The sequence below is a fragment of the Pontibacter mucosus genome (assembly GCF_003054055.1).
Taxonomy (GTDB): Bacteria; Bacteroidota; Bacteroidia; order Cytophagales; family Hymenobacteraceae; genus Pontibacter; species Pontibacter mucosus.
In genome coordinates this window covers 286,794-305,474 of record NZ_QBKI01000007.1, presented here as the reverse complement: position 1 = coordinate 305,474, position 18,681 = coordinate 286,794, and the positions used below count along the sequence as shown (strand labels likewise).

The window sequence follows — 18,681 nt, the reverse complement described above, 5'->3', positions numbered from 1 at the left end:
GGCAGAATGCTTCATCGGAACACAGAGCAAATAACACTGACGGTACTGGTACCGGTTTTTAACGAGGAGGGCTGCCTGCAGCGCTTCCGCGAGGCCATGGATGCTTTTCTGGTGCAGGCGCCGGTGCCCACGCAGGTACTCTTCATAAACGATGGCTCTACCGATAGCAGCCTGGCGCTCATCCGCCAGATCTGCCAGGGCAGTGCGGGTTACAGCTACATTTCCCTGGACCGCAATCACGGTCTCAGCACGGCCATCAAGGCCGGCATCGACCACAGCCAAACCACGCACATCGGATACATCGACTCCGACCTGCAGACCTCGCCGCTGGACTTCCTGCTGTTGCTTGAGCATGTGCCAGATCATGAGATGGTGATCGGCATCCGGGCCAAGCGCAAGGATACGTTTATCAAGAAGATCTCCTCCAGAATTGCCAACGGTTTCCGCCGCTACATGATAAACGACGGCATTGTGGATACCGGCTGCCCGTTAAAGATCATGGACGCCGCCTTTGCCAAGCGTGTACCTTTTTTTGATGGCATGCACCGTTTCCTGCCCGCACTCATACAACTGCAGGGTGGCAAGGTGAAGCAGCTGCCGGTGCAGCACTTCGAGCGCTTTGCCGGTTACTCCAAGTACCACCTTTTCAACCGCCTCTGGGGCCCGCTCAACGATACGTTTGCCTTCCGGTGGATGCGCAAGCGCTATATAAAGTATGGTATTGCCGAGGAGTTTGAGAACCAGCCTGTAGCCAATGGACATCTCTGAGATGCTCATCTACGGCGTGGGCCTGCTGGCGCAGCTGCTGTTTTCGGCGCGCATCCTGATACAGTGGGTATCCTCGGAGCGGGCCGGGCGCGTGCTTTCCCCCGCCTCCTTCTGGACCACCAGCATGGTCGCCTCCATACTTTTAATGGCTTACGGCGCACTGCGCAGCGACATCGTGATTGTGGGCGGGCAGCTGATCTCCTACTTTATTTACCTGCGCAACATCAAGCTCAAAAATGTATGGGACGAGCTGGCCTGGCCCATCCGCTGGGGAGCACTGCTTTTCCCGTTCGTGGCTGTTGGCTGGCTCCTCTGGAGCGATACCTATAGCTTCAGCTATATCATGGAGCACAGTAAAATCTCCGGGGCGCTCATCGCCTGGGGTGGTGCCGGACAGCTGATCTTCACGCTGCGCTTTGTGTACCAGTGGTGGTACTCGGAGCGGCTGCAGGAGTCGGTTATCCCCATCGGTTTCTGGGTTATCAGCCTGGTAGGCAGCCTCATGATCATGTCCTACGCCGTGCTGCGCCTGGACCCTGTGCTGTTTTTAGGTCAGATATTTGGTGTAGCCGCTTATACTCGTAACTTTATGCTTGGGCTGCGTGAGCAACGTTCGGCCCCTGAACACTCTACACCTAACTAGCCCTGATGCTGCTTATCCGCAAAACGAATGCAGACCGCTCTTTGCTTGGCCTGCTGCTTGTGTTATTGCTGCTTCTGTTGTTTAACCTGGGAGGGTGGGGCGTGGTGGAGACCAGCGAGGCCCGCTACGCCGAGATTAGCCGCGAGATGTGGCAGAGCGGTGATTTGCTGCACCCGCGCCTGCTAGGCATTCAGCACTACCACAAACCCCCGCTTACCTACATCATCACCTCCTTCGGGATGGAGCTGTTTGGCCCTGATGCCTTCGGGGCGCGCATTTTCCTGCAGTTCTCGTTGCTGTTGCAAGTATGGCTCGTTTACCTGATTGCAAAAGTGCTTTTCGGAAATCCGCGGCAGGCCCTGCTGGCGGCTGTTTTATACTTTACCATTCCGGCCGTGCTCGTCTCAGCCCGCAACCTCACAACAGACTCCTTTCTGGCCACCTTTGAGCTGGCCGCCATTTTGGCCTGGCTAAGGTATAAAACTAGGGCAAAATCGGGTTGGCTATACTTTTTTTACCTGCTGCTGGCGCTGGCCTTCCTTACCAAGGGGCCTGTAGGGCTGATCTTTCCGGTACTGGTGGCCATTGGCCTTGGGGGAAATTATACTTCGCCTGACAACCATACTTCCCGATGGCACCACCTGCCGGCGCTGCTGCTCCTCCTGGCAGTGGGCAGCTCCTGGTACATCTACCTCATGGTTAAGGATGCGCAGTTTGTAGATTACTTCCTGTTTAAGCATACTGTGCAGCGCTACGCCAACCCCGAAACCTTTGGCCGCTCCAAGCCCTGGTGGTTTTACCTGGTACTGGCTCCCGCCCTGAGTTTGCCTTGGTCGGCTATACTTTTTGCACGCTTCCGGCACCTGCTGGAGATGCCGCGCCCGCTCAAGCGCCTGTTTATACTTTGGATACTGGTGCCGCTGGTCTTTTTCTCCTTTTCCGGGTCCAAGCTTATACTTTACATCCTGCCTATTTTTGCAGGTCAGGCGCTGCTGACTACCTGGCTTCTCATCCACATGCCAGAGAAAACCGCCAGAAAGGCCATGAACTATGGCCTGCTGTACCTGGTGGTGCTAACGGTAGCGCTGTTGGTGGCACCGCTGCTGCCTGTCGGCATCACGCTGCCCTGGCGGGTGCTCACCTTTCCGGTGCTTATACTAGGCGCCCTGGCAGTGCTCTGGACCGGCGAGCGGCTGCCGCAGCAGAAGCTGGTGTACGGTGCCCTGGTATTCACGGCGCTGCTCCTGCCCTACTCCACTAAATTGCTGGAGCACAACCCGCAGTTTACGAATGGCAGTCGCCCCATTGCCGAGGTAATCCTGGAGCACAACCTGGAGCAGCGGCCGGTGCTGGTGTATAACAGGCTGCTCCCTTCGCTGGCCTTCGAGCTTAACAAAAGTATCGTTTCAATTGATGACGGCAGCGACAAACTGGTGCGGGAAGTACAGTTTGAGAGCGACGAAAAGTGGCGCCAGGAGCTGCTGCAACTGAACCGCCCGGAGTCTATGCAGCGGCTGCAAGATCTGCTACAGCAGGAGCCGGTGCTGGTGGTAAAAAACGAGCTTCCCGAGGAGCGGCGATGGATGCTTAAGTACTTTGACGAGCAACGGCAGGTGGGTGAGTGGACGGTGTATTATTAAGGATGACATCGACACTTGCGCATTCAATTTGGAACAGCTCGGTGATTTTGTTTGCATTTACCGGGTCCAACCACCCCTAACCCCTCCTTATCCAAGTCGGGGAGTTTGTAGTTACTATTCCTAAGGTATAAGTTTCATAGCCTCAGTTCTCGCGCGGACAGGTCGCGATTTGTCCCTACAAAGTATAAACCCACCCCTTGCCACTCCCAAGAGGGGAATCTCTGTACACGATTACATCCCCCTACCCCCTTCAAAGAGGGACTTGGTTCAAGTTGCATGGCAAAAGCTATCGAATGATTCCCAGCCTTTGGGTTGAGCGCCTTCTAGATTTCCGGTGCCTGAAAGGCATTGCGACGTCAGGAGCAAAGGAAATGTAGACAGCGCGATGCCCTTATCGAGGGCCCCTACCCCCAAGGCGAGGCCTCCCGGCCTAGGAGGTCACCAAAGCCGGAAATGCAACGAGACGCTTGTGGGAACTAGAGGATGAACGGCAGCTAGCAAGGATAGCTTGGTTCGAGTGGAAGGGAGCAGCGGCTAGGAAAGTATAAACTGACAAGTTTAAAGTATAGCTTACGCGGACTTGGAAGTCCGCAGCAGCATTGGTTTCGGACAAGGATGTCCGAAACAGCGGTATAGCCGAAGTACAAAGTAAGGCTAAAGTATACCAGGCTATAAAAACAAAAAAGGCTGACCTCGAAAGATCAGCCTTTTTATGATTTAGTGTGCGCAAGAAAGGACTCGAACCTTCACACCTTGCGGAACTGCCGCCTGAAGACAGCGCGTCTACCAATTTCGCCACTTGCGCTTGATGCACTATATCAATTAACGTCCCAAAACCCTTTAACCCTTTGTTTATTGGGATTGCAAAAGTAATAGAAGCTTTCAGATAAGTCAATACCCAAACCAAAAAAATTATTCCTTTTCCTCCGTCTCCTCCAGCACCAAGGGCGTAATCTCCTTGCCCGAGTAGCGCTCCAGCCGGCGAAGCAGCGTCAGCCCGATCACAACCCACAGAAAACCAGCGGCAAAGCCGGCCAACACATCGGTGGCGTAGTGCACGCGCAGGTAAATGCGGCTGAACCCAATCAGGACTACAAAAATAATCAACAGCGCGATCAGCAGGTTACGCAGGTGCACATCCTTTACATTGTGCCACACCAGGTAAATCAGCAGCCCGTAAAACGAAGCCGCCACCATACTATGCCCGCTCGGGAAGCTCAGCCCGGAGGCGTCCACCAAGGGCGACATAGGCCGTTCGCGGTCAAAGAAATACTTCAGGAGAATGTTGAGCGTGATGCTGCCCAGCGCCACCACCGGCACCCTCACGGAATTCCAGCGGTGCTTGCGGATAAACAGGTAATAGGCCACCAGCGCCAAAGCCGCAGGCGTCAGAAACTGCCGGGATGCGAAAAAGGTAACGAACTTAATAAGCCCGTCCATGAAAGGACTGCTGAGGCTTGCCGCAAAGCCAAAGGCCGCCTCATCGAGCCATACTTCTTCGCCCTGCATTATCTCCCGGCCCAGCCACAGAAACACCACAATGCAGGCGATAAACAGCGCCCAAATAAAGACCAGCTCCACGGTAAAAAGCGCCGCAGAGGCCACCATCCGTTTATAGAAAGTGCGTATCATACTATCACGTTATCATCTTAGAAGCGTATTTAAATCCTGTTTCCTACAGAATACCATCATACGTAAACTATGAAAGAGAGCATCAGGTTATTTGTGGCTGCCCCTCTTCCGGCCGTTTTGCTGCAGGAACTGCAGCAGCATCTGCAGCAATTTACACACCCGGCGCTGCGCTTTTTGCCGCCCCAGAACCTGCACCTCACGCTCTTCTTCATCGGCAACGTGCCGGCGGAGGAACTACCAAGTATAAAAGAGCGGGTAGCGCGCGTGGCCCGGCAGCACCAGCCCTTTACGCTGCAGTTCGAGCAGACGGAGCCCAGCCCCAAACCCAGGCACCCGCGCCTGATATGGGCACGATTTGCCCCGCATACTTCCTTTGAGGCCCTGAGCAGGCACCTGACCAAAGAACTGGCTGCGCAGCCCCCAGCAAACCTGAAGGCCATTCCGCATATTACGCTGGCCCGCTTCCGGAAAGACAGCCAGCTGCCCCGGGAGCTGCCGCTGGTCATCTCAGAAAAGCCGCTGGAGCTGCCCGTGCAGGAGGTGGGCCTGTGGCAATCGGTGCTGGGCTCGCCCCATCCTACTTACTCGGTGCTGGAACGCTACCCGCTGGGCCACAACCCGCAGCTGCCAAATACAGTACAACAAGCTGCCATTTAAGTTTCTAACAAGCATATATGAACCAAGCAGAACTTACCGAGCTGGTAATGGGATTGAAGGACAAGGGCCTGACCGTGGCATTTGCCGAGAGTTGTACGGCCGGCATGCTGGCCTCGGAGTTTGTGCGGGCAAAGGGCAGCAGTGATGTGCTGAAAGGCAGCCTGGTGGTGTACCAGCCGGAGGTAAAGCAGAAGCTGCTGGGCGTTAAGAAACAGACCCTGGACCTCTATACGGCAGAATCGCAGCAGGTGACCAACGAGATGGTGATGGGCCTGAAGAAGATGCTGGGCGCCGACATCAGTGTGGCCACTACCGGCCTGGCCGGGCCTGGCGGCTCCGAAACCGAGGAAAAGCCCGTGGGCACGATGTTCGTATCCATACTTTATAACGGCAAGGCCGAGGAGTTCCGGGAGCACTTTGAGGGCAACACCGACAGTATACGCAAGCAGCTGGTCGATTACATCTTTCAGAAGTTACAGGGTATCCTGGAGCAGCATTACAAACGCTAATCCTTACCTTAGCGCCCGCACCAATCACTTATACTTTGCCCCAACTCCCTGATAGCGGATTTAATCGGGTTGCCCCTTTTTACGATGCCCTGGCGCGGCTGGTGTATGGCAATTCCCTGGAGCAGGCACAGCTGGCCCTGCTTCCCTTCGTGCCGCCACAGGCGCGCGTGCTGGTGATTGGCGGCGGCACGGGCTGGCTGCTGGAGCAGCTGCTGCAAACCGGCAAGAAGCTCGATATTTTATACGTAGAGGCCGCCCCGGCCATGCTGCAGCGCGCCGAAGGAAAGTATGGCAAGTATAAAAAACCGCATCCGTGCCAAGTCACCTTCCGTCTCGGCACCGAGCAAAGTATAAATCCCGGGGAGCAGTTCGATGTCATCTTCACTCCTTTTCTTTTAGATCTTTTCCCGCCGCAGCGGCTACAGGAGCTCATGAGCAGATTGGCAGCCGCTTTATCACCGGGTGGCCAATGGCTCTTCGCCGACTTCTGGCCCATGCAGCAGCCTACCCCCTGGTGGCAGCGGCTGTTAATCCGGGGCATGTATACGTTCTTCGGATGGCTCAGCCATGTGCAGGCCACGCAATTACCCGACTACAAAGCCCACTTCACCGCCTTAGGCTTCCGCGAGAAGTATAGCCAGGCTTTTTATGGGGGGATGGTGCAGGCAAAAACGCTGGAGAGAGTTAGAGAGTTAGAGAGTTTGGGAGTTTGGGAGTTGTAGAGACGCAATACCTGGCGTCTCTGGAGTTAGAGAGTTAAAAAGTTAGAAGGTTAGAAAGTTGAGAGGGTGTGGAGACGTTATACGGTGCACTCTATGGCTAAAGCATAGCAGAACAATTATCAACAATCTATTGATAACTGATAACTGTTAATTGCTAACTGATAAGAGTTGCTCCCCTATTTACCAATCCCTATATTTAACTTTCCAACTACACTGACCTTATAAATGAAACCAAAAGTATATGGCCTGTTGGGGCTGGCGATGGGGCTGATGATGCAACCGGCGCTGGCGCAGCAGCAGGTTACTTATGACTTGTCTTTTCCGAACGCAGCGCACCACGAGGCCGAGATAAAAGTTACATTCTCTGATATTCAAAGTGATACCCTGAAGGTACTGATGCCGCGCAGCTCGCCCGGACGCTATGCCCTGCACGAGTTTGCCAAGAATGTGTACAACGTCAAAGCCAGCAACGCGCAGGGGCAGCCGCTGCAACTGGTGCGGCTGAACGTAAACGAGTGGGGTGTACTCAACCACCAGGGCAAGGCCACTGTCAGCTATACTTTGTTTGCCGACCAGGCCGACGGCACCTATGCCGCTGTAGACGAGACCCACGCCCACCTGAACGCGCCGGCCAGCCTGATGTACGCGCGCGAGTTCGAGGAGGCACCGGCTTACCTCACCTTTCACATCCCGCAAGGCAGCAACTGGAAAGTGGCCACGCAGCTGCGGCATGAGCAGGGCAACACCTACTTCGCCCCCAACTTCCAGTACCTGATGGACAGCCCCATGGAGCTAAGCAACTTCGACTTTGCGGAGTGGACGGTGAATAGCGGCGGCAAGCCGCAGACCATACAGGTCGCGTTACACCACCATGGTACCAAAGAGCAGTTTGAGGAGTACGTGGCGCACACTAAGGCCATCGTAGCTGAGCAGCAGGCCGTGTTCGGGCAGCTTCCGGCGTTTGATTTTGGCCGCTATACCTTCATCGGCTGCTATCTTCCGCAGGCCTCCGGCGACGGCATGGAGCACCGCAACTCCACTATCCTGACCAGTTCGCGCCCGCTGGCCACGGCCATGGGGCCGCTGCTCAACACGGTGTCGCACGAGTTTTTCCATGCCTGGAACGTGGAGCGCTTACGTCCAAAATCGCTGGAGCCGTTCAACTTTCAGGAGGCCAACATGAGCGAGGCGCTGTGGCTGGCCGAGGGCTTCACGAGCTACTACGGTGACCTGACCATGGCCCGCGCCGGCATTTTCGACCTGAAAAAGTATGCTTCTGACCTGGCCGGAGACCTGAACTACGTGCTGCTCTCGCCGGGCGGACAGTACCACAGTTTGGTGGAAATGAGCCAGCAGGCGCCTTTTGTGGACGCCGCCCGCTCCGTGGACCCTGTGAACCGCCACAACACCTTTATCTCCTACTATACTTACGGCAGCATGATTGGCATGGGCCTGGACTTGACGCTGCGCCGTGACTATAACAAAACGCTGGACGACTTTATGCAGGCGCTCTGGCAAAAGTATGGCGCCACCGAAAAGCCTTATACCATGGCTGATGTGGAGGAAACGCTGGCACAGGTAACCGGCGATGCTGCCTTTGCCCGAAAGTTCTTCGCGGAGAGCATCTTAGGAAGTGAATTGCCCGATTATGCTGCACTGCTCGCGCTGGCCGGGCTAGAATTGAGAAAGTCCAAGCCGGGTGAGGCTACGGTGAGCATGCTTAACTTCACCTACAAGGATGGCGCGGCCACCATTGCCAACGGCACGTTTGTGCACACAGGCGCCTACAAAGCCGGCCTCGAGAAGGGCGATGTGATCCTGACCTTTGACGGGCGCAAGCTTAAATCAGAAAAAGAGCTGGAGAAAATTCTCAAAAAGCACAAACCCGGCGATGTAGTACCGGTTACCTTCACACGGCATGGCCAGACCCGCACCACCAGTTTTGTACTGGATGAAGTGCCGCTCTTCGAGGTAGTGCCTTACGAAAGTATAGGCAAGCAACTGACGCCGCAGATGCAGTCCTTCCGCGCGGGATGGCTGGGGGCAAAAGCTAAATAGCAGTGCCCGTATACTTTATGGCGGGCCGTCGCGTTTTGCATTTGAACCATCTAAGCCGTACCTTAGTATAAGATTTTATACTTGAGCCATTTCCACGTGAAAAATATACTTAGAACCCTACTGGTTGCCGGATTGCTGTATGCCGGGCCAGGCTTGGCGCAGAGCGTAAAGCCGAGCCTGGAGGCTGCGCCCGAGCCGGCTCAGACCACGCCTGTCCCGACGGCCACCGTAGAAAAGGAGCAAACAAAGGCGGAGAAACCCGCCTGGCAGGGTCCCAAGTTAAGCTACGGCCTGAACATGGGCGCCAGCTTCAGCAACGGCCTTGGCAGCGCCACTTACATGGAGCCTTCGGTGCGCTACCAGGTCAGCAACCGCTTTAGGATAAACACCAGCCTGGCTTACGTGCATACTTCCGGCTACAACGTGCCGGTTACCGGTCCTGAGGGCACCACGGTGCTTTACCGCAACCGCGGCGGCAGCCACTACATCGGCAGCGTGGGCGTGGATTACCTGGCCAGCGACCGCCTGATCCTGAGCGGCAACATCTGGCGCGATTTCTCCAACCTGCCCACCAACGACTTCAGAGGCGGCCTCTACAGCCCCGGTCGCATGGGCGCTGACTTCCGGGCCACTTATAAGATCACGGAGCACCTGAGTGTAACAGGCGGCATCCGTTATACCGACGGCGCCTCGCCTTACGGTAACCCATACTATGGCCCGGGCTACGGCAGCCGGTACGGGTACTGGTAAAGGGCAGCAGCCTCGAAAAAAAGTATAGCACGCTTCCCTGTTTTGGCGGGGAAGCGTTTTTTTCAGCCTTATAAGGCCTTATCCTAACCAAACTGACCGTTTTAGAAGTATACAGAGGGAATGAACGCAAAACGGAGAGCCTGGGCAAAGGTTTTAGCTACAGGCACCGCTCCCGAACGACTACTTAACGAAGACAAACGTTGCAACAGCATAACACACTTATCCGCCACCTGAAAAACGAGCGCCTCGAAACCATAAAACCCGGCTACCGAGGCAACAAGACCATTGATGGGCGCTTCGCCAATGGCAGCGAGCTCTATAACCCCGACTTCAGCAAAGTGCTGCGCTGGCAGCTGAGCCGCAACCCGCAGCGGGAGCAGAAAAAGCTCGACCACTACACGCCGCATGTGCAGCAGGGCAAGGCGTTTATCCATGATGACCGGGATATGCTCGTGTGGCTGGGACATTCATCCTTTTTCCTGCGCCTGGGCGGCATCACCTTTCTGACCGACCCCGTGCTCTTCGACCTGCCGCTGCTGAAGCGCCGCGTGGGGCTGCCCTGCCAGCCGGAGGACCTGCGCAACATCGATTTCCTGCTGCTCTCGCACGCCCACCGCGACCACCTCGACAAAAAATCGGTGCAGGTGGTTTTCCAGCATAACCCGCAGCTCAAGGCCCTGGCCCCGCTCCGTGTCGGCGACATCCTGCGAAGTATAGACCCGCACCTGCCTTACCAGGAGGCCGGCTGGTTTCAGAAGTATGACCTGGTGCCTGATGAGGTGGAAGTATACTTTATGCCTGCCTCGCACTGGCACCGCCGTGGGATCCGCGACATGAACAAGGTGCTGTGGGGAAGCTTCGTGCTGAAGACCAGGGAGCACACGCTGTACTTTGCCGGCGACACGGGCCTTGCCCCCCACTTCGAGGAGATAGAGCAGCTGCTGGGCCCTATGGATGTTTGCATGATGCCGGTGGGAGCCTACAAACCCTCGTTCCTGATGCAGAAAAGCCACCTCAGCCCGCATGAGGCCGTGAAAGCGTACAACCTGCTGCGCGGCGGCACCTTCATCCCCATGCACTACGGCACCTACGACCTCAGCGATGAGCCGCCAAGCGAGCCGGTGCGCCTGCTGGAGCAGATTGCCGCCTCCGGGATGCTACAGGGCCTGCGCATGCCGGCCATTGGCGAGCCGGTGCTGCTGGATGAGCTAATTTAGGGGTGGTGCCGGAACATAGTTTTGCTATATTTGTGGATTATAACCTCTAAGAACCTATAGCTTAACCATGTCCCCTACCCTTATCATAGGCCTTATTCTAGGCTATTTCTGTATTCTGATTTTCATCTCGTACCTCACCAGCCGCAACACCGACTCCGAGACTTTCTTTCTGGCGAACCGCTCCTCGCCGTGGTATGTGGTGGCTTTTGGTATGATTGGCACCTCCCTGTCCGGCGTTACTTTCGTGTCGATACCCGGCATGGTGGCAGGGGCGCAGTTCTCCTACCTGCAGTTTGTGATGGGCTATCTGCTGGGCTACCTCGTGATAGCCACCGTGCTGATGCCACTCTACTACCGCATGAACCTGGTATCGATTTATACTTACCTGGAAGACCGGTTCGGGTGGTGGTCCTATAAAACGGGGGCGGCTTTCTTCCTGCTCTCGCGCACGCTTGGGGCGGCCATTCGCCTGTTCCTGATTGCCGGCGTGCTGCAACTGGCCGTTTTCGATGAGCTGGGCATTCCCTTCTCCGTTTCCGTGCTGATCACCATTGCCCTGATCTGGGTTTATACTTTCCGGGGCGGGATGAAGACAATCATCTGGACGGATACTTTCCAGACCACCGCTATGCTTACCGCTGTCGGGATTACGATCTGGTTGATTTCCGACGAGCTGAACCTGGGCTTCCAGGGACTGGTGGATACAATCACGGCCAGCGAATACTCGCAGGTATTTTTCTGGGATGGCAAAGACAGCAAAAACTTCTTTAAGCAGTTCTTCTCCGGTGCCTTCATCACCATCGTAATGACTGGCCTGGACCAGGACATGATGCAGAAGAACCTGAGCTGCAAGAACATTGGCGAGGCCCAGAAAAACATGTTCTGGTTCAGCATCATCCTGTTTGTGGTGAACATCCTGTTCCTTTCGCTGGGTGCCCTGCTTTACATTTATGCACAGGCGAAGGGTATTGCCCTGCCGGAGAGAGGCGACGATGTGTTCCCATTCCTGGCCCTTAACCACTTCTCAGCCTTTGCCGGCATCGTATTTATACTGGGCATCATTGCTATTACCTACGCCTCCGCCGACTCTGCCCTTACGGCACTGACCACCTCCTTCTGCGTGGACTTCCTAAACTTCAAGGATCGTCCGGAGCAGGAGCGTGTACGCCTGCGCTATATCGTGCATGGTGGCATTTCCCTGGTCATGGGCTTGGTTATCATTATTTTTGAGATCCTCAACAACGACAGCGTGGTAACGGCCGTGTTTAAGGTGGCTGGCTATACCTATGGCCCGCTGCTTGGCCTGTATGCTTTCGGCATCTACACCAAGCGTGCCGTGCGCGACAGGCTGGTGCCGGCCGTCTGCATCATCGCCCCGCTGCTTACCTTCATTATCAGCTACAACTCAGCTGACTGGTTCTGGGGCTACGAGTTTGGCTTCGAGGTGCTAATCCTCAACGGCTTCCTGACATTTGTTGGCCTGATGGCCGTGTCGGCCGGGAGAATAGACGAGCTGGAGCTGGCACGCGAGCAACAGACGGCGTAATACTTACTTTATATAATATAAAGCGCCACCGCCTTCTTCTGTTTTCAGGGAAGGGCGGTGGCTTTTTTATACTATAAGACCTTTAGAACTGTATGAGGGTTTTGCAAAACCAAGACAACCGGTGCCTGCTAGACCCCAGCCCTCCCCTAAGAACAGGGAGGGAGTTTCTGCAATACCGGGTCCAACCACCCCTAACCCCTCCTTAGCCAAGGCGGGGAGCCTGTGATTACTATTCCTAAGGTATAAGTTTCGTAGTTGCGGATATTGCGCGGACAGGTCGCGACCTGTCCCTACAAAGTATAAACCCACCCCTAGCCACTCCCAAGAGGGGAATCATTTGCTGACGATTACATCCCCCTACCCCCTTCAAAGGGGGACTTTGGTTGAAGCTCCGTCAGCCACGGCTATCGAAACTGTTCCCAGCCTTTGGGTGGGGGTAGGGGCCCTCGTATAAAGAGCGCCTTGTGAGATCCGGTGCCCGTCAAGGGCATGCTGAGCGAAGCGAGGCAAGGAGGGAACACAGCGCGATGCCCGAAGGCGAGGCCTCCCGGCCTAGGAGGGCAGAAAGCAGGAGATGCAACGATAGGTTGGTGGGAACTAGAGGGATAATGGTGATTTGAAAGTATAGCTTGGTTCGGGATGGGGGAAGTATAGACCGGAAGTATAAATGCATTTCAGAAGCATAAAGTATAAGCTGGAAGTATAGCCAAAGTATAAAGTATGGTTTCTCAAGCCAGTTGGGCTACAAACCCAACATCATAGTAGGCACGAGTTGCAAACTCGCGCCAGCAGAAGAAGAAGGGTATAAAAGTATAGCCAAAGTATAATGCATGCTTGGGCCGTGTACCCAAGCATCCGGCTCCCATCCGCAACCCATCCAAGCCTCCTGAACAAACCCTCCTTACTTTCCCACATATTCCGTACCTTTGCAGTATTTTGCAGAGAGGTGGCATCTTATACTTGTTTTAACTGTTGTTATAGCGCCACACCTCTAAAGCGCCACGCCCCAGCTACAGGGGCGGGCGGGGCATTTAAACACTTTAAGCAGCTTACTATTAATGGCAAAACGCGGATTCGGGTCTGGCGGAGGCGAACAGGATAAGGAAGGCAGAAAGAAGATCACCAAGGAAAGCTTTCGCCGGGGCCTGAGGATTTTCAGCTACGTCCTACCTTACAAGTATAAATTTATTGTCGGCCTGGTGTTTCTGGTATTGTCCAGCCTCACGTTTATGGCCTTCCCGTACCTGGTAGGCAAGCTTTTCGACTCCTCAGCCGGCAACACTACAGGTCTGTTCCAGGACATCAACATGATTGCAATGGGCCTGTTTGCCGTTATTTTGCTGCAGGGCATTTTCTCCTTCTTCCGGGTATACTTCTTTGCGCAGGTGAGCGAGAACGCCGTGGCCAACATCCGCCGCGACCTCTACAGCAAGTTTGTGCAGCTGCCAATCTCGTTTTTCGAGAAACGCCGCGTGGGTGAAATCACCAGCCGCATCACCACCGACGTGGCCCAGGTGCAAGACGCGATGTCCATCACCCTGGCCGAGCTGTTCCGCCAGACCACCACGCTTATTGTGGGCGTCATCATCATCATGTGGACCTCCATCAAGCTGTCGCTGTTTATGCTGGCTACCTTCCCGGTGCTGGTGGCGCTGGCGCTGGTATTTGGCCGCAAAATCAAGATGCTCTCCAAGAAAACCCAGGATGAGCTGGCCAACACCAACGTGATTGTGGAGGAGACGCTGCATGCGATAAACACGGTGAAGGCCTTCACCAACGAGATGTTTGAAGTGGGCCGCTATCAAACCACCCTGAGCAAGGCCGTAAAAACAGCTATTGCCGGAGCCTACTACCGCGGGGCCTTCATCACCTTCATCATAGTGGGCCTTTTCGGCGGGATTATACTTGTGATCTGGTACGGAGCTACCCTGGTGGCCAACGGCGATATCGAGCAGGGCGACCTGGTTTCTTTTGTGCTTTATACTGTGTTTATCGGTGCCTCGGTGGGTGGTTTGGGCGATCTCTACGGCAAGGTGCAGGCCGCGCTGGGAGCCACCGAGCGTATCCTGGAAATACTGCAGGAGCAGGAGGAGCCTACCGATAAAAGTATAAAAGCCCTGAGCGAGATACCGCGCGTGAAAGGCGACATCAGCTACCAGAACGTGGCCTTCTCCTACCCTACCCGCCAGGACATTCAGGTGCTGCGCGACATTAACTTCAGCGTAAGGGCTGGCGAAAAAGTGGCCCTGGTTGGTCCGAGCGGTTCCGGTAAATCCACCATCATACAACTGCTGATGCGCTATTACGATGTGCTGGGTGGAAGTATAACCGTGGACGGAAAAGACATCCGCCAGATGAACTTGACGGAGCTGCGTGGCAACATTGGCGTGGTGCCGCAGGAGGTGCTGCTGTTTGGGGGCACTATCCGCGAGAACATTGCCTACGGCCGCCCGGAGGCTACAGAAGCAGAAATTATTGAGGCCGCCCAAAAGGCCAACGCCTACGACTTCATCAAGACGTTCCCGGAAGGGTTCGACACGCTGGTGGGTGAGCGCGGCATTAAGCTCTCCGGAGGCCAGCGCCAGCGCGTGGCTATTGCCCGCGCCATCCTTAAAAACCCCGCCATCCTTATACTTGACGAAGCCACCAGCGCCCTCGATTCCGAGTCAGAAAGCCTGGTGCAGCAGGCCATGGACGAGCTGATGAAAGGCCGCACCACCATCGTAATCGCTCACCGCCTGGCCACTATCCGCAAGGTAGATAAGATCCTGGTGATCGAGAACGGGGAGATTGTGGAGGAAGGCTCGCATGAGCAGTTGTCGCTGAACCCGGAAGGCATGTACGCCAACCTGCTGCGCCTGCAGTTCGAGCTAAGCTAGGGAAGTTAGAGAGTTGGGGAGTTTAGGAGTTTGAGAGTTGTAGAGACGCAATACCTTGCGTCTTTGGAGTTAGAAAGTTAGAGGGTTAGAAAGTTAAAAAGTTAGAGCTGGACGAAGTATAAAAGCCGCGGATCAGCTTCTGTTCTGTTACCATCCTGAAAGGATCTTGGTGGCTGGCAGAACAGGTTTAACAACTTGAGGAAGGGTCTCGCTGCTATGGGTTTTTTATACTTTAAGCTGATTCTGTTTTCATACTTGTCATATCTATAAAACATAAAATCCTGCTGCGGCACCGGCTGCAGTAGGATTTTATGTTTTATAGATATACTTTAGGCGATATTTTCGAATAAGCGGCCCATGCACCCTGTTATTAGCTCAGCTCTAAAGTATAGCACCCTTCTGTTCTCGTTTCTGCTACTGGCCCAGGTGGCACAGGCCCAGCGGCGGCCGGGTACCTTTACCGCCCGTAACGCCTATTACCTGGAGGTAAGCGGCTCCTCCGACACCTACTCCCTCAACTTCGACCGCATTGTGTACCAGTACTATAACTTTAAGGCCGCAGTGCGTGCAGGCGTCGGTACTAACCTGTTTTTTCAGGAAGGCGAGCCGGGAGTATACCCCATTGTGCCGGTAGAGGCTTTGGGCATGATTGGGGCTACCCAGAACCACGTGGAGTTTGGCCTGGGCTATACCCGTCGCTTTACCGATCATCCCGACCTGATGCAGAACATGTACTTTGCCCGCATCGGCTTCCGCTACCAGGACCCGCGCGGCGGGCTGCTGGTCAGGCTGGCTGTTACGCCTTTCGTCTCACCAGAGAACAAATCCGACACGCCTGGCCTGGCAGTGGTGCCTCGTTTTGGGTTAAGTATAGGCCGTAGCTTCTGAGACAAAGTATAAACTGTTACTCCAGGGCGGTCAGCTTATTCCTTCAGCAAAAACGGCTGCTTTTCAGCCTCCTCCAGCGTTAGCCCCCACTTTTCCAGGATCGGTGCCTCCAGTGCTTTTTCTCTATACTCATCGGGTGTCATAATCGGGATGCCGTACACAATCGGGTAATACCGCTTACAAGAAGGGCAGGTCAGGAGCCCCTCCAGAATATCCCCGTTCTCGTGCTGCGCAAATACCTGCGACTTCAGTTCATGCTTGTCCATGGGACAGCATAGCTTCTCTAAAAAAGACAGTTTCATACCTTATACTTGTTTATTGCTTCCTTATAAGCGGCGGTGGCTTTTTGGGCAGAAGCCGCGCTCAGTATCCCTGAGATTACTGCCACGCCGTTAAAATCGAGCTCCTGTAGTTTATCTATATTCTCGGTGGTGATGCCTCCGGAAAGGAACAGCGGCATCTGTGTGATTTTCTTGGCCTCCCGGATCGTGTCGGGCTGCACCAGTTCACAACTTCCGGCTGAGGGCGAGGGAAATACGGCGCAGAAAGAGACATAATCCAGTTGACGCTCCTCGGCCCACCGCACTACCTCCAGGTTGTTGCTGCAAGTAATGCCGCAGATAAAGTCCCGCCCAACCGCGGCTTTTATACTTTCAAAACACTCCGGGATGCTATCGAAGTGAGTGCCCGCCAGCCCCGTATCCTTCAGGAGTTGCCACTCCTCGTTTATCAGCACCGGCACCTGGTAGGCAGCAGCCAGGTCTACTAACTCCTGTATCAATAGCAACTTATCGGGGTAAGTATAGCCGACGGGCCAGTTGTTCCAGATCTGCAGCACGCTGGCGCCACCGTCGAGCGCTTCTCTTACCTTCTGCAGCAGCAGGAGCTTGTCCATACTTGGGTCCAGCACCAGGTATACCCCGCCGGTGATAGGTTTATACTTTCTCATTTCCAGCCAGCTTTAAAAGCGTTAAAAAATGCCTCCCAGTAGGGGTCCATGCCAGTAAAGGAAAGCGGCTTCTCCTCGTCTTGCTCCACAATTCTAAATCCTTCTTCCTTGGCGGTCAGTTCTCCCACCACTGTTGCCCTAATGGCCTTGGTTGCCAGATGGTTTATCAGCTTCTGCTCGCCTCCCCGCTTCACAGCCATGATCATGGAGCCGGCACCCACGCTAAAACGGTGGTCTATGCCGAAAAGCCCGGCAATTTGCTCCTGCGCCTCCCCCACCGGCAGGGTATCGTTATAGAGCCGCAAGCCACAACCGGCCGCATTGGCCATTTCGCAGATAGCGCCCACCACGCCGCCTTCGGTTACATCGTGCATGGCCTTCAGCTCCATATGGCTTTGAAGCACCTCTTTTGCAGCCAGGGCATCGGGCAGCGAGGAGGTCCGGTAAAAGTTCTCGCAGCCCTGCTCCCATACTTCCTTGCCGAGTTTATTTTTCACCGTTTCCGGAAAGCTCATGGCCAGTATAGAAGTTGATACCAGGGCCGTTTCCTTTGTCACGATCAGGATATCGCCCGGCTCTGCCCTGTTGCTGGTGAGGATCTCATCCAGCGGAGCCGTCAGAAACATGGTGCCGCCGCCGGAGATGGTGGAGTTCTGCCCCTCGATCTGCCCCGTGTGGCCGCCGGTGATGGAGACGCCAATCTCCTGGCAAAACCGGTGGATGTAGGTCCAGTATTCCCTGAAGTCTTCCAGCGACAGGCTGGTGGGCAGGTTGAGCACGAACTGCGCGTACATGGGGGCAAAGCCAGTGGAGGCCATGTCGTTGGCCAGCAGGTGCACCGACAGCCAGGCCGACTCCCTCAGCCCCAGCGAGGGAATAAGCGAGAGCGGATCGCTGGACACGGCCATGCCTAGGTTATTTCCCAGGTTGATGACAGCCGTATCTACCCCGAATTTCGGGCCTACCAGTACCTCCGCGCGCCTTGCACCGCTAAAAGGCAGCAGCACATCCTTAAATGTAGTAGCAGCTATCTTTCCGGAATTATCATCAAAAGCACTCATTTCACATTGTTTAAGCGTACATGCAACCCGAAGAAATCGCCGTAAGGCTGGTGCCACTGCTGCACCGGGAACCACTCCGGCAGCCCCGTGGCTGTCCACTCAACGGTGTAGTCCCGGTCGTGCAGGGCCTCGGCAATCACGGCCATCAGTTTTTTTGGCGTGTAGAACGTGGCCGTTACGTAGAAAGGGTTCTTGCCGAAGAGCTCCTGTATCCTTCTTCGGGCCACTTTGGGGGAGTTGCGGTTCATCATGCCGAACACGATGCCATACTTGCCCACCCGCGCCGCCTCCCGGATTACCTTCACCGGATCTTTGTAGTACTCGAAGGTGGTGATAAAAGCCAGGGCATCGAAGGTGTGGTCTTTGAAGGGCATGTGGTGCGAGTCAGCCAGCACCAGGTCGCCATCAAACAGGTGCACGCCCTGCCCCAGCATAAAGGGTGAGATGTCGCCGCCGCTGGCCTCAATGCCAATCTCCTTCCACCAGCGGGTGAAACGGGTGGTGCCACAGCCGAACTCGAGCAGGGTCTTCACGCGCTCGTCTTTCTTGATCAGCTGCCCGATCACTTTCTTCTGCCATACTTCGGCCCGCTTGTAGCGGCCTTCATACCAGAGTTCATAAGTGTCGGTGTGGTCGCGGTTAAAGAACCACTCCTCACGGCCCTGCCACTTGCGCAGGTCGCGGGTTACCAGGTCGAATTTTTGTTGTTGCAGATTGCTCACAGCAGGTATTTTAGGGTTATAAAATAGCCTGACTGTTTAA

At 55.2% G+C, this 18,681-nt stretch carries 17 protein-coding genes and 1 tRNA gene; 12 read left to right on the top strand and 6 right to left on the bottom strand.

Annotation, left to right across the window (positions count from 1 at the left end; all coding sequences use genetic code 11):
* Positions 1-6 precede the first annotated feature (6 nt).
* From C8N40_RS15150 to C8N40_RS15140, 3 genes are read left to right on the top strand one after another with little or no spacing between them, the layout of a single operon-like run.
* A complete protein-coding gene (locus C8N40_RS15150) occupies positions 7-768 on the top strand; it encodes a glycosyltransferase (RefSeq protein WP_108212677.1) in 762 nt (253 codons plus the stop codon).
* On the top strand, positions 755-1,411 hold the full coding sequence (locus C8N40_RS15145) for a lipid-A-disaccharide synthase N-terminal domain-containing protein (RefSeq protein WP_245905143.1): 657 nt from the start codon (positions 755-757) through the stop codon (positions 1,409-1,411). The genes C8N40_RS15150 and C8N40_RS15145 overlap by 14 nt, the downstream gene beginning before the upstream one ends.
* A 5-nt stretch (positions 1,412-1,416) precedes the next feature.
* Positions 1,417-3,051 carry an ArnT family glycosyltransferase gene (locus C8N40_RS15140; RefSeq protein ID WP_108212675.1) on the top strand — a complete coding sequence of 545 codons (1,635 nt, stop codon included), beginning with the start codon at positions 1,417-1,419 and terminating at the stop codon, positions 3,049-3,051.
* Positions 3,052-3,774: 723 nt separating this feature from the next.
* On the opposite strand, the gene C8N40_RS15135 is transcribed toward C8N40_RS15140, so the two are convergent.
* Positions 3,775-3,856: transfer RNA gene (locus C8N40_RS15135), tRNA-Leu, on the bottom strand.
* A 107-nt stretch (positions 3,857-3,963) separates the two neighbouring features.
* Positions 3,964-4,683, bottom strand: coding sequence for a phosphatase PAP2 family protein (locus C8N40_RS15130; RefSeq protein WP_108212674.1), 720 nt, complete (start codon positions 4,681-4,683; stop codon positions 3,964-3,966).
* Between the two features lie 69 nt (positions 4,684-4,752).
* Between C8N40_RS15130 and thpR the strand changes: the two genes are divergently transcribed.
* The 9 genes from thpR (at position 4,753) to C8N40_RS15080 (ending at position 15,909) form a co-directional block, all read left to right on the top strand.
* Positions 4,753-5,340, top strand: coding sequence for an RNA 2',3'-cyclic phosphodiesterase (thpR, locus tag C8N40_RS15125; protein WP_108212673.1), 588 nt, complete (start codon positions 4,753-4,755; stop codon positions 5,338-5,340).
* Positions 5,341-5,357: 17 nt separating this feature from the next.
* Positions 5,358-5,849: a CinA family protein gene (locus tag C8N40_RS15120; protein ID WP_108212671.1), complete on the top strand. Its 492-nt coding sequence runs from the start codon at positions 5,358-5,360 to the stop codon at positions 5,847-5,849.
* A gap of 35 nt (positions 5,850-5,884) precedes the next feature.
* Complete coding sequence (locus C8N40_RS15115; RefSeq protein ID WP_108212669.1) at positions 5,885-6,571, top strand: class I SAM-dependent methyltransferase; 687 nt, start codon at positions 5,885-5,887, stop codon at positions 6,569-6,571.
* A 225-nt stretch (positions 6,572-6,796) separates the two neighbouring features.
* The gene (locus C8N40_RS15110; RefSeq protein WP_108212667.1) at positions 6,797-8,629 is read left to right on the top strand and encodes a M61 family metallopeptidase; all 1,833 of its coding nucleotides are present in this window, start codon (positions 6,797-6,799) and stop codon (positions 8,627-8,629) included.
* Between the two features lie 96 nt (positions 8,630-8,725).
* A complete protein-coding gene (locus C8N40_RS15105; protein WP_245905142.1) occupies positions 8,726-9,379 on the top strand; it encodes a hypothetical protein in 654 nt (217 codons plus the stop codon).
* Between the two features lie 200 nt (positions 9,380-9,579).
* A complete protein-coding gene (locus C8N40_RS15100; RefSeq protein ID WP_108212665.1) occupies positions 9,580-10,596 on the top strand; it encodes an MBL fold metallo-hydrolase in 1,017 nt (338 codons plus the stop codon).
* A 67-nt stretch (positions 10,597-10,663) separates the two neighbouring features.
* Positions 10,664-12,142: a sodium:solute symporter gene (locus tag C8N40_RS15095; RefSeq protein ID WP_108212663.1), complete on the top strand. Its 1,479-nt coding sequence runs from the start codon at positions 10,664-10,666 to the stop codon at positions 12,140-12,142.
* A gap of 1,058 nt (positions 12,143-13,200) precedes the next feature.
* Positions 13,201-15,021 (top strand): ABC transporter ATP-binding protein, encoded by a 1,821-nt coding sequence (locus C8N40_RS15090; RefSeq protein ID WP_108212661.1) that lies wholly within the window; start codon positions 13,201-13,203, stop codon positions 15,019-15,021.
* A 357-nt stretch (positions 15,022-15,378) separates the two neighbouring features.
* Entirely contained in the window at positions 15,379-15,909 is a 531-nt protein-coding gene (locus tag C8N40_RS15080; protein WP_245905141.1) for a hypothetical protein, read from the top strand.
* A gap of 35 nt (positions 15,910-15,944) precedes the next feature.
* Here C8N40_RS15080 and C8N40_RS15075 read toward each other — a convergent pair whose 3' ends face one another.
* From C8N40_RS15075 to C8N40_RS15060, 4 genes are read right to left on the bottom strand one after another with little or no spacing between them, the layout of a single operon-like run.
* Entirely contained in the window at positions 15,945-16,211 is a 267-nt protein-coding gene (locus C8N40_RS15075) for a Trm112 family protein (protein ID WP_108212659.1), read from the bottom strand.
* Entirely contained in the window at positions 16,208-16,858 is a 651-nt protein-coding gene (locus C8N40_RS15070) for a thiamine phosphate synthase (RefSeq protein ID WP_108212640.1), read from the bottom strand. Before C8N40_RS15070 ends, C8N40_RS15075 begins: the two co-directional genes overlap by 4 nt.
* On the bottom strand, positions 16,855-17,919 hold the full coding sequence (locus C8N40_RS15065; RefSeq protein WP_108212637.1) for an AIR synthase-related protein: 1,065 nt from the start codon (positions 17,917-17,919) through the stop codon (positions 16,855-16,857). The genes C8N40_RS15070 and C8N40_RS15065 overlap by 4 nt, the downstream gene beginning before the upstream one ends.
* The gene (locus C8N40_RS15060; RefSeq protein WP_211318121.1) at positions 17,916-18,641 is read right to left on the bottom strand and encodes a class I SAM-dependent methyltransferase; all 726 of its coding nucleotides are present in this window, start codon (positions 18,639-18,641) and stop codon (positions 17,916-17,918) included. Before C8N40_RS15060 ends, C8N40_RS15065 begins: the two co-directional genes overlap by 4 nt.
* Positions 18,642-18,681: the final 40 nt, after the last annotated feature.

What these genes read in the sequence shown, in the direction of transcription:
- C8N40_RS15150 (WP_108212677.1), top strand. Translation starts at nt 7, where the DNA reads ATGCTTCATCGGAACACAGAGCAAATAACACTGACGGTACTGGTACCG.
- C8N40_RS15145 (WP_245905143.1), top strand. Translation starts at nt 755, where the DNA reads ATGGACATCTCTGAGATGCTCATCTACGGCGTGGGCCTGCTGGCGCAG.
- C8N40_RS15140 (WP_108212675.1), top strand. Translation starts at nt 1,417, where the DNA reads ATGCTGCTTATCCGCAAAACGAATGCAGACCGCTCTTTGCTTGGCCTG.
- C8N40_RS15130 (WP_108212674.1), bottom strand. Translation starts at nt 4,683, where the DNA reads ATGATACGCACTTTCTATAAACGGATGGTGGCCTCTGCGGCGCTTTTT.
- thpR (WP_108212673.1), top strand. Translation starts at nt 4,753, where the DNA reads ATGAAAGAGAGCATCAGGTTATTTGTGGCTGCCCCTCTTCCGGCCGTT.
- C8N40_RS15120 (WP_108212671.1), top strand. Translation starts at nt 5,358, where the DNA reads ATGAACCAAGCAGAACTTACCGAGCTGGTAATGGGATTGAAGGACAAG.
- C8N40_RS15110 (WP_108212667.1), top strand. Translation starts at nt 6,797, where the DNA reads ATGAAACCAAAAGTATATGGCCTGTTGGGGCTGGCGATGGGGCTGATG.
- C8N40_RS15095 (WP_108212663.1), top strand. Translation starts at nt 10,664, where the DNA reads ATGTCCCCTACCCTTATCATAGGCCTTATTCTAGGCTATTTCTGTATT.
- C8N40_RS15090 (WP_108212661.1), top strand. Translation starts at nt 13,201, where the DNA reads ATGGCAAAACGCGGATTCGGGTCTGGCGGAGGCGAACAGGATAAGGAA.
- C8N40_RS15080 (WP_245905141.1), top strand. Translation starts at nt 15,379, where the DNA reads ATGCACCCTGTTATTAGCTCAGCTCTAAAGTATAGCACCCTTCTGTTC.
- C8N40_RS15075 (WP_108212659.1), bottom strand. Translation starts at nt 16,211, where the DNA reads ATGAAACTGTCTTTTTTAGAGAAGCTATGCTGTCCCATGGACAAGCAT.
- C8N40_RS15070 (WP_108212640.1), bottom strand. Translation starts at nt 16,858, where the DNA reads ATGAGAAAGTATAAACCTATCACCGGCGGGGTATACCTGGTGCTGGAC.
- C8N40_RS15065 (WP_108212637.1), bottom strand. Translation starts at nt 17,919, where the DNA reads ATGAGTGCTTTTGATGATAATTCCGGAAAGATAGCTGCTACTACATTT.